The sequence below is a fragment of the Paenibacillus sp. YN15 genome (assembly GCF_003285005.1).
Classification (GTDB): domain Bacteria; phylum Bacillota; class Bacilli; order Paenibacillales; family NBRC-103111; genus Paenibacillus_AR.
Genome location: NZ_QMFA01000024.1, coordinates 53137 through 63918, shown reverse-complemented (window position 1 = coordinate 63918; position 10782 = coordinate 53137). Strand labels below are relative to the sequence as shown.

8 protein-coding genes are annotated in these 10782 nt (G+C 59.2%); 6 read left to right on the top strand and 2 right to left on the bottom strand.

The window, feature by feature from the left end:
* Positions 1–259 precede the first annotated feature (259 nt).
* The 4 genes from pheS to DQG13_RS18680 all read left to right on the top strand — a co-directional run bounded on the left by pheS (position 260) and on the right by DQG13_RS18680 (position 6236).
* On the top strand, positions 260–1294 hold the full coding sequence (gene pheS, locus DQG13_RS18695; protein ID WP_113021306.1) for a phenylalanine--tRNA ligase subunit alpha: 1035 nt from the start codon (positions 260–262) through the stop codon (positions 1292–1294).
* A gap of 18 nt (positions 1295–1312) precedes the next feature.
* Positions 1313–3760 (top strand): phenylalanine--tRNA ligase subunit beta, encoded by a 2448-nt coding sequence (gene pheT / locus DQG13_RS18690; protein WP_113021305.1) that lies wholly within the window; start codon positions 1313–1315, stop codon positions 3758–3760.
* A 188-nt stretch (positions 3761–3948) separates the two neighbouring features.
* On the top strand, positions 3949–5694 hold the full coding sequence (gene zapA / locus DQG13_RS18685) for a cell division protein ZapA (protein WP_113021304.1): 1746 nt from the start codon (positions 3949–3951) through the stop codon (positions 5692–5694).
* Positions 5695–5705: 11 nt separating this feature from the next.
* Positions 5706–6236: a CvpA family protein gene (locus DQG13_RS18680; RefSeq protein ID WP_113021303.1), complete on the top strand. Its 531-nt coding sequence runs from the start codon at positions 5706–5708 to the stop codon at positions 6234–6236.
* A gap of 50 nt (positions 6237–6286) precedes the next feature.
* On the opposite strand, the gene DQG13_RS18675 is transcribed toward DQG13_RS18680, so the two are convergent.
* Positions 6287–6679: a cupredoxin domain-containing protein gene (locus tag DQG13_RS18675; protein WP_113021302.1), complete on the bottom strand. Its 393-nt coding sequence runs from the start codon at positions 6677–6679 to the stop codon at positions 6287–6289.
* A 204-nt stretch (positions 6680–6883) separates the two neighbouring features.
* Positions 6884–7252 (bottom strand): phage holin family protein, encoded by a 369-nt coding sequence (locus DQG13_RS18670; protein WP_113021301.1) that lies wholly within the window; start codon positions 7250–7252, stop codon positions 6884–6886.
* A gap of 224 nt (positions 7253–7476) precedes the next feature.
* On the opposite strand from DQG13_RS18670, the gene DQG13_RS18665 reads away from it, so the two are divergent.
* On the top strand, positions 7477–9846 hold the full coding sequence (locus DQG13_RS18665) for an endonuclease MutS2 (RefSeq protein ID WP_397334001.1): 2370 nt from the start codon (positions 7477–7479) through the stop codon (positions 9844–9846).
* Between the two features lie 109 nt (positions 9847–9955).
* The gene (locus DQG13_RS18660; protein ID WP_113021299.1) at positions 9956–10636 is read left to right on the top strand and encodes a PspA/IM30 family protein; all 681 of its coding nucleotides are present in this window, start codon (positions 9956–9958) and stop codon (positions 10634–10636) included.
* The last annotated feature ends 146 nt before the right edge of the window (positions 10637–10782 follow it).

Genomic DNA, 10782 nt, shown 5'->3' with positions numbered 1-10782 from the left:
AGAGCGGACCGGACTCGATCCGATACATCGAATAAGAGTGAGACGCGACTGCTCCACCGTTTGCTGCGGGGAGGAGCATCAACGCCCGGCTGCTATGCCTATGCCGTCGTTGCGTGCGCGTCTAATAAGGGTGGTACCACGGCTGCTTCGTCCCTTGCAACGGGATGAGGGGCCTTTTTGTATTTTTCCAAATGTTGTGAAAAGCTGTCCGGGATTAATCCGCTTGGGGGCAAAGAACCAGATTGATGGAGGGATTCGCGTGAAGGAAAGATTGGAGGCTTTGAAGAAAGCCGCGCTGGAAGAGCTGGAGAGCGCAGGCGGACTGCAGGCGCTGAATGAGCTGAGAATCAAGTATCTCGGCAAAAAAGGACCGCTGACCGAAATTCTGCGGGGAATGGGCGCCTTGAGCGCCGAAGAGCGCCCGGTGATCGGGCAGGTGGCCAATGAGGTAAGAAGCGCCATCGAGGGGATTTTGGCCCGCAAAACGGAGACGCTGGAGCAGCAAGCCACCGACAGCCGTTTGGCCGGAGAAACCATCGACGTTACCTTGCCGGGGCGTAAATCTCCGGAGGGAACCATCCATCCCATCAGCAAGGTGATCCAGGATATCGAGGATATTTTCCTGGGTATGGGCTACAAGGTGGCGGAGGGTCCGGAGGTGGAGCAGGACTATTACAACTTCGAGGCGCTGAACCTGCCCAAGAACCATCCGGCCCGGGACATGCAGGATTCCTTCTATATTACCGAGGACATTTTGCTGCGCACCCATACTTCCCCGGTCCAGGTACGCACCATGGAGAGAATGAAGGGCGAGGTGCCGCTTAAGGTTATTTGTCCGGGCAAGGTTTACCGCCGGGACGAGGATGACGCCACCCACTCCCACCAGTTCACCCAGATTGAAGGCCTGGTGGTGGACAAAGGCATCCGCATGAGCGATCTCAAAGGGACGCTGCTCCAGTTCGCCCGGGAGATGTTCGGGCCCGACGTCAATGTCCGTCTGCGCCCCAGCTTCTTCCCGTTCACCGAACCCAGCGTGGAAGTGGATATCAGCTGCTACCAATGCGGCGGCGCGGGATGCCGGATGTGCAAGCAATCCGGATGGATCGAGATTCTGGGAGCGGGCATGGTGCATCCCCGGGTGCTGGAAATGGGCGGTTATGACCCGTCCGTGTACAGCGGTTTTGCCTTCGGCATGGGGCCGGACCGGATTGCCCTGCTGAAATACGGCGTGGACGACATCCGTCATTTGTATACCAACGATCTGCGCTTCCTGCGCCAGTTCGGTCGGATTTAGGAGAAGGGAGCGAGCAGAATGAAAGTATCGTATCAATGGCTGTCCCAATATGTGGACGTGAGCGGATATACAGCCGAGGAGCTGGCAGAGAAGCTGACCAGAAGCGGCATCGAGGTGGACGGCGCGGAGAACCGCAATTTGGGGGTTACCGGCGTGGTTGTTGGCTATGTGGTGGAACGGGTGAAGCATCCGGACGCGGATAAGCTGTCCGTCTGTACCGTGGATGTAGGCAGAGAAGAGCGCCTGCAGATCGTCTGCGGGGCAAAAAATGTAGCGGCGGGCCAAAAGGTGCCGGTAGCCGTGGTCGGCGCGAAGCTCCCCGGAGACTTCCAGATTAAGCGGGCCAAGCTGCGCGGCGTGGAGTCCATGGGCATGATTTGCTCCGCCAAGGAGCTGGGCTTGAATGACAAGCTGCTGCCCAAGGAAATCCAGGAGGGCATTCTGGTGCTGCCGGAGGAAACGCCCATCGGCGCCGACATCCTGGAGGTGCTGGCTATCGAGGACAAGGTGCTGGATCTGGATCTGACGCCCAACCGTTCCGATTGCCTCAGCATGCTGGGAGCGGCTTACGAGATCGGCGCCATCCTGGGACGTTCCGTGAAGCTGCCGGATTCCCGGGAAGGGCTGACGGAATCCGCTGCGCCTGCGGAGGATGTTCTGAAGGTCACCATCAGCGCAACCGAGGAATGCTTCCACTACTCGGCCCGCCTGATTGAAGGCGTCACGGTAGGCGACTCTCCCCTGTGGTTGCAAAACCGCCTGATGGCGGCAGGCGTCCGTCCCATCAACAATATCGTGGACATCACCAACTATGTGATGCTGGAATACGGGCAGCCGCTTCATGCCTTCGATGCGGACCGGATTGCGGGCAGCCATATCGATGTCCGCCTAGCCCGTCCCGGCGAGCGTCTGACCACCCTGGACGACCAGGACCGGGAGCTTGCCGAATCCATGCTGCTGATCACCGATGGCGAAGGAACGGCTGTGGGCATTGCCGGCGTAATGGGCGGAGCCAATTCCGAGGTTCATGCCGGAACCACCCGGATTATTCTGGAGTCCGCCAAGTTTGCCGGAAGCACCGTCCGCAAAACCTCCAAGCAGCTGGGCCTCCGTTCGGAAGCTTCCATCCGCTTCGAGAAAGGCGTCAATCCCGAGTATGTGATCCCGGCACTGGACCGGGCTGCGAGTCTGATCTGCGCTTTGGGCGGCGGCGTCAGCGCCAAGGGAACCGCAGAAGCCCGCACCGAGGAGTTCGCTCCTGCGGTGGTGGACATTACCCTTGCCAAAATCAACGGCTACCTGGGCATGACCCTGGCTCTGGACGAAGTGAAAAGCATCTTCGACCGGCTGGGCTTCCCGTACAGCGCCGATGGAGAGCTGCTGCGGGTAACTGTTCCGCAACGGCGGGGAGACATCACCCGCGATGTGGACCTGATCGAGGAAGTGGCCCGGCTTTACGGCTACGACCATATTCCCGCCACCCCCATTACCGGCGTCACCACACCGGGCTCTCTGGACAAGGGGCAAAAAATCCGCCGCTACACCCGCCAGGCGCTGTCGGCCGCCGGTCTGCAGGAGGCGATTACCTACACCTTCACCCACCCGGACAAAATCGCCCGCTTCTCCGGAAGGTATGCGGATGCGGTGCCTGTAGCTTTGGCCCTGCCCATGAGCGAGGAGCGGAGTGTGCTGCGCACCAGCCTGATCCCGCATCTTTTGGATACGGCGGTTTATAACCGCAACCGGAAGCAGGATGATGTGGCGGTTTTTGAAATCGGCAAGGTGTTCCTGGCTGACGAAAAGGAACTGAAGGCCCAGCCGGTGGAGCGAATGCTATTGTCCCTGCTGTGGACCGGAAACCGGACGGCCATGTCCTGGACCGGCAAGCCGGAGAAGGCGGACTTCTATGATCTGAAGGGCGTCCTGGAAAGCTGGCTGTCCGGCCTGGGGCTGGCGGAAGCCGTTGTCTGGCGCTCCGCTTCCCCGGCAGGCTATCACCCGGGACGTACGGCGGAACTGGCGCTCTCCACCCCGGACGGGGAAAAGGTACTGGGCACAGTGGGCCAGCTTCACCCCGCATTGGCCAAGGAATGGGACCTGGACGACACGTATATCGCCGAGCTGGAGCTGGACACCATTTCCCAATATGCCGACTTCACCGTGGTCTACACCCCGATTCCCCGGTATCCCTCCGTGGCCCGGGATGTGGCCGTGGTAGTGAACGCCCGTGTAACCGCAGGCGAACTGACGGCCAAAATCCGGGAGATCGGCGGCGAGCTGCTGGAATCGGTGCAGGTATTCGACCTCTACACCGGCGAACGGCTGGGCCGGGACAAGAAGAGCATTGCCTTGTCCATGGTATTCCGCCATGGGTCGCGCACCCTGACGGAAGAGGAAATCGCAGCCGCCTACACGGCGGTGCTGTCCGGTCTGGAAGCGGGCTTTGGAGCGGAGCTGCGGAAGTAGTCCGGGACTTCGCTATTGGCGGCAAGAGCCTGCGGCAGGGGTTATTTTATCCGTGGTTAGCGAAATTTTATAGCGAGAAGGAAATCGGTCCGGTCTTATCGAAGTGTAATAGACGATAAGTCCGGCCTTTTTCCTATTTTTCCGGACCATTTATCCCGATTTGCCCTATACGTAAGGAGGACCCCACGATGGACGGAGCCGAAAAAAACCGTATCACCGTTGATATATTCGGTACACCCTATAAGATGGTTGGCAAAACAACCCCCAGCTACATGAAAATGGTGGCGGCTCATGTGAATGACCACATGCACCGGATTGCCGATTCCAACGGACGGTATGATACCCCCCGGATCGCCGTGTTGGCGGCGGTGAACATGGCGGACGAGTTCTACCAGATCCGCAGCGAGCTGGAAAAGGTCTGGGACGATTTGACCCGTTCCCGGAAGGAAATTGAGGAGCTCCAGGCCGGCCGGACCGAGCTGGAGCAGCTGAAGCAGGAACGGAAGGCGGAGGAGGAAGCCAAGAGCGCCCTGGAGTTTCAGGTGAGAGGCCTGCAGCTTCAGCTTGAGGAAGCCGCCGTGAAGCTGAAGGATGCGCTGGCGGCCGCCCGGCTGGAGGAGGAAAAGAAGGCCGCCGCCGAAAGAGCGCAGCTGGAATCCCGTTACGGTGAGGAAATCAGCCGGCTGCACAGCCAGGCGGAAGCGCGGGAGAGCCTCTACACCCGCCAGCTGGAGGAGCTGAAGCAGCTGCATGCGGATGAAATGAAAGCCTCGGAGGAGCTGTGGGAGACCCGGCTGCAAGAGGCGAAGACGGAGCTCGACGCCCGGCTGGAAGCGGCGGAGAAGGAATGGCAGGAGCGCCTGGAGGAAACCGGCCGGATCTTAAATGCCAAGCTGGAGGATTGCGACCGCAATTGGCAGGCGGCTTGGGATGAGCGGGAGCTGGGCTACAAGGAGACGGCGGCCGCGGCGGAAGCCAAGCTGGCGGAGCAGGAATCGGTCTGGAAAGAGGAGCTGGAGGCGCAGGATGCGCTTTGGAAAGAACAGCTGGAAACCCAGGAGGCTATCTGGAGCGAACGGCGGGAGGCGCAGGAAGCCGATTATAAGGAACGGCTGAAAGCCCAGGAAACGGATTGGAAGCGCCGGTTCGAAGCGCGGGAAGCGGAATGGAAGAACCAGTTGGAAGCGAAGGAAACGGATTGGAAGCGCCAATCTGAGACGCGGGAAGTTGAATGGCTGGGCCGGTTTGAAGCGCAAGAAGCCGAGTGGAAGGGCCGGCTGGAGGCGCAGGAGGCCACGCTGCAGGAGCAGCTTGTGATCCGGAATGCCGAATGGCTGGGCAGGCTGGATGCCAAGGAGAAGGACTGGCAAACAAGGCTGGAGGCCTCGGACCGGACATGGGCCGGTAAGCTTCGGGAAGCGGAGCGCACATGGGAAGAGCAGCGTTTGGAGATGGAGCGCACATGGGAAGAGCAGCGCTTGGGGATGGAGCGCGCCTGGAATGAGCAGCGTGCCGAGTTGGAGCGCATGTGGGAAGGAAAGCTTTTGGAGGCGGAGCGCGCCTGGGAAGGAAAGCTTCAGGAATCGGACCGTTCCTGGGAGGACAAGCTCAAGGAAACCCGGGATCGGCGGGATGAGGAGCTTCTGGGGATGCTGGAGGAGTCGGAGGCCAGACGGAGGCTTGATGCCATCCGCAAGGACGAGGAGCTGAAGCGGCTTGCCCAGGAACGGGAGAGCGCCGAGACGGACCGCCGCAAGCTGGCCGGGGAAGCGGACGCCCTGCGGCGGGAGCTGGCCCTGCTGAAGGAGAAGGATGCGGGCCGCCAGGAGCAGGATCATCGCCTTATGGCGGAGCATGAGAGCCTGAAGGAAGAGTACGAGAAGCTGAAGAAGGAATACAACGAATGGCTTGAGCTGGTTTTGGAAAAGGAATAAGGCGGGTGAACATGAACAAGCTGGATCTCGCCGTCCTGGTTTTGGGTCTGTTGGCTTTTGTGCTGGGTTACCGCCGCGGCTTTGTTCTTCAATTGGTGTCGTTTCTGAGCCTGGCGGTGGCCTGGATCGCCGCCTATCTTTTCTATGACGATCTGGCCCCTTATGTAGGCCGGCTTCTGCCGGTGGAGGCTTGGGTGGACAGCAGCAGCTATTCCTCCTGGCTGAAGGGGCTGCGGCTGGACCAATATGTAATCGGCGCGGTTTCCTTCGCGGTGCTGGTGTTTGGCGTGAAGTTCATTCTGACTGCCGCGGGCCATCTGCTCAACGTATTGGCCAAGGTGCCGGGGCTTAATTTAATCAACCGCTGGTCCGGAGGAGCGTTGGGGCTGGCGGAAGCGGCGGTGCTGGCCGCAGTGGCCATTCAGGTGATGGCCGTTCTGCCGTATGAGTCGGTGCAGACCCTTCTGGCCGGTTCCCGGGCGGCGGAGTGGTCCATGCAGCAGGTATCCGTATTATTTGCCAAAATGAAGGAGCTTCCTTAAGGACATGATTGGTCCGGGAAGCTCCTGTTTGGCTTGATATGGCGCTGCTGCTAGTCCTCAACGACCAGCACGGCCTTCATTTTCAGATGGTCCGAGCCGCAGGGAATGGTGCACACCATATTGTACCGTCCGGCTTTTTCCGGGGTGAACACCTTGGTTTTGGTTTTATTGTCCAGCTTCACGTTGAGCTTCTCCACCTCAAGTCCGTGAACGCCCGATTCACTCTTGAGGGTCAGGGAAACCGGCTGGCCCTTCTTGACATGGTATTCCGCCTTGTCGAACTTCCAGTTGGTGGCGATGACGGTAACCTTTTGAGCATTGGCTGCACCCTGTACCCCTGGAGAAGCAGTAGCAGGGGCTGCGGAACCGCCGGTTTTGGCGCCGCAGGCGGATAATCCCAGAATAAGGACGATAAGGCATGTATATATCCACAACTTCTTCATGCTAGCCCTCCCGGCAAGTAATAGGTTCGGTTGCACTTCATATGATACCCGAATCTCCGGTGAAAAGCATTTTTTACGCGTGAAGAAGTTGTGAACAGTGGGTGCTGCCGGAAAGAAATCCCAGGCCGCATTATGCAGCCGCAGGCCATAACGGGAGCTGATGTCCCGCTACAGCCTGCAAGAAGCCGGGGCGACTTTGGTGGATTATTTGGCCCGTTCCTTGTCCTTGCCGGTTGCGTCGAAGGGAGTGCTGACCGGAACGAACAGGTCAATAATCCCCACAACCAATGCGGCCAGGATCGCCCCGAGAACCGTAACCTCTACGCGGTTGACAACAAATTGGCTGAGCCAGATGACCAGTGCGCTGGTCAGAAAACCGACGATGCCCCGGCCAAAAGGGTTGATCTTGCGGCCGAAGATGCCCTCGATAATCCAGGCCACCAGCGCGATGACCACCGCCAAAAACAAGGCGCTCCAGAAACCGCCGACGTTAAATCCGGGCACCAGCCAGCTGGTCACAATCAACACCAGTGCGGCTACGACAAACCGGATCACGGTGGACAAAAAGTGCATGGTTAATTCCTCCTTTTGTCAATCTTGCTTGCTCCCCCTGTTCGGGTATGGCTAGGTTGCCCGCAGCCGGGTCTGTTTATCATAGCCAGATGCTCTCAGATGTTGGAAGCCTGCAGCATGCTGACAATGGCTAAAACTATTCTCTCCGATAGCGTACAGGCGGCGCATTGGATATAATAGGGGGGATAATGAACGCTATAGGCTTAAGGAAGAGGGTACATCCGTTGAATTTGAAAATATTGCAGACTCTGGAATATACAAAAGTGATTCAAATTTTGGTCCGTCATGCCTCCACCAGCCTGGGCAAGGAATTGGCGGAGGCGCTGGTTCCCGCCGCGGAGCTGGAGGAGTGCAAACGGCGGCTTCAGGCCACGGACGAGGCCTTTAAGGTGGACCGGCTGAAGGGCGGCGCACCCTTCGGCGGCATCCGCGATGTGCGGCAGCCCCTGCACCGGGCGAGAATCGGCGGCATGCTGAACCCTGTGGAGCTGAATGACATCGGCGGAACCCTCCTGGGCGGCCGGCGGCTGCGCCGGTTCCTGCTGGAGATTCACGAGGAAAGCGCCGTGCCCCTGCTGGCCGAGCTGGCGGAATTGCTCCAGGATAATAAGGCGCTGGAGGACAAGATCAGAAGCTGCATCGACGACAATGCCCATGTGCTGGACCAGGCCAGCCCCGAGCTGGGGAAGGTGAGAGCCGAGCTGCGGGCGGGAGAGGGCAAGGTCCGGGAGAAGCTGGAGCAGATGGTGCGCACCCCCTCCATCGCCAAGATGCTGCAGGATTCCCTGGTGACCATCCGCAATGACCGTTACGTGATCCCGGTGAAGCAGGAATACCGCGGCCATTTCGGCGGCCTGATCCATGACCAGTCCGCCTCCGGAGCCACCCTGTTTATCGAGCCGGAATCCGTGGTGCAGATGAATAACCGCCTGCGGGAGCTGAAGCTGAAGGAAGAGGCCGAGGTGGAAAAAGTCCTGCGGCTGCTCTCCGCGCTGGTGGCGGAATTTGCCGATCCGCTGAACGGCAATCTGGAGCTTCTGGCGGAGCTGGACTTTATTTTTGCCAAAGCCGGCCTTGCCCGCGAGATGAAAGCCACCCTTCCCATGATGAATGACCGCGGCTTTCTTAAGATCAAACGGGGCCGCCATCCTCTTTTGTCCCGGGAGGCTGTGGTGCCGTTGGACGTGGAGCTGGGCAATAAATATTCCACTATCATCATTACCGGTCCCAATACCGGCGGTAAAACTGTAACGCTCAAGACCATCGGCCTTCTGAGCCTGATGGCCATGTCCGGTTTGTTCGTGCCGGCGGAGGACGGCAGCCAGCTATGCGTATTCGACGCCATCTATGCGGATATCGGCGACGAGCAAAGCATTGAGCAGAACCTGTCCACCTTTTCCAGCCATATGACCAATATCATCAGCATCCTGCGGGACATGACGCCCAAGAGCCTGGTGCTCTTCGACGAGCTGGGGGCCGGAACGGACCCTGCGGAGGGCTCCGCCCTGGCTATCTCCATTCTGGAGCATATCCACCAGATGGGCTGCCGGATGGTGGCCACCACCCACTACAGCGAGCTGAAGGCCTATGCCTACGACCGCAAGGGTGTCATCAACGCCAGCATGGAGTTTGATATCCAGACCCTATCGCCAACCTACCGGCTTCTGGTGGGGGTGCCGGGCCGCTCCAACGCCTTCGCCATCGCCGAACGGCTGGGCCTGTCCCGGCGGATCATCGAGCATGCCCGCCAGCAGGTGGGCGAGGAGGATCAGCGGGTGGAATCCATGATCGCCACCCTGGAGGAAAACCGCCTCTCGGCGGAGGCCGAGCGCAATGCCGCCGAGGAGCTCCGCCGAGAGGTGGAAGCCATGAAGCGGAAGCTGGAGGAGGAGCGGCGGCGGTTCGACGAGCAGCGGGAGAAGCTGCTGCTGAAGGCCGAGCAGGATGCCGCCCAGGCGGTGGCCAAGGCCCGCAAGGAGGCGGAGGAGGTTATCGCCGACCTGCGCCGGATGGCTATGGAGGAGCGGGGCTCCATCAAGGAGCATAAGCTCATTGAGGCCCGGCGGCGGATGGATCTGGCCGCCCCGCAGCTGACGGACAAGCTGAAGAAAACCGCATCCGGCCCCAAAAAGACCGAGGTCATCGAACCCGGGGACGAGGTGCTGGTCATCAGCCTGAACCAGAAGGGCCATCTGGTGGAATGGGCGGGTACCAATGAAGCGCTGGTGCAGCTGGGCATTATGAAAATGAAGGTGTCCCGCAAGGATCTGCAGCTGGTGGCCTCCAAGCCGGAGACGAAGGCTCCCGCCCAGCGTGTGGCCCCCGGAGTCAAGCGCACCCGGGATGAGAACGTGCGGATGGAGCTGGATTTGCGCGGGCAGAATCTGGAGGAGTCCATCATGGAGGTGGACCGTTTCCTGGACGAAAGCTTCCTGTCCAATCTGGGCCAGGTGTACATTATCCACGGCAAGGGCACCGGCGTGCTGCGCACAGGGATTTCCGACTATTTGCGCCGCCACAAGCATGTGAAAAGCTACCGGCTGGGCAATTACGGCGAAGGCGGAACAGGCGTAACGGTTGTGGAGCTGCAATAAATTTTTTTGAAGCGGATGAAACCTCCTCCCCGCTCCCCTCGTATGAATCAGGTATAAAGACAATCACTTGACCAATCCATCATCACTAATAAACGGGAGGAATTGAATAATGGGAGTTTTTAAAAGATTGCGTGACCTGACCATGGCATCCATCAATGATCTGCTGGACAAGGCTGAAGACCCGGTGAAGATGCTGAACCAGTTCCTGCGGGATATGGAAGAGGATATTCAGGAAGCGGAGTCCGGCGTAGCCAAGCAAATTGCCATTGAGATGAAGTTCAAGCAGCAGGTGGATGAAGCTGAGGATATGGTGCAGAAGCGCACCGAGCAGGCTATGAAGGCTCTTGAGCAAGGCAATGAGGATCTGGCCCGCCGCGCTCTGGAGGATAAGAAGGAGCATCAGACCCGTTTCGACGAGCTGAAGATTCAATACACGACGGCCAAAACCAATGCCGACCAGCTTCGCTCCCAATTGGCGGAGATGAAGGACGAGTACAACAAGCTGAAGAACAAGAAGGATTTGCTGATTGCCCGGGCGGAAGCGGCCAAGGCTCAGAAGCAAATCAACCAGGCCATGTCGGGCTTCGGCTCTGACAATGCGGCCAAGGGCTTCGACCGGATGAGCGAGAAGGTGCTCCAGATGGAAGCCGAAGCCAAAGCCTCCAGCGAGCTCCGCGGCTCCAACAAATCTCTGGATGACGAGCTGGACTCCCTCGGGAGCAGCAGCGGTGTGGAAGACGAGCTGGCAGCCATGAAGGCTCAGCTTGCCGCCAAGAAAGAGCAGCAATAACCATTCATAAACACGCAAGGAGACTGGGGAGCTTTTGTCCCCGGTCTCTTCCAGTGTTAGGCTAATGCTTACGATCCGAGCTTTCCTGCGGAAAGCTTTTAGCTTATGCTTACGATGCGAGCTTTCCTCTCGGAAAGCTCTGAGGG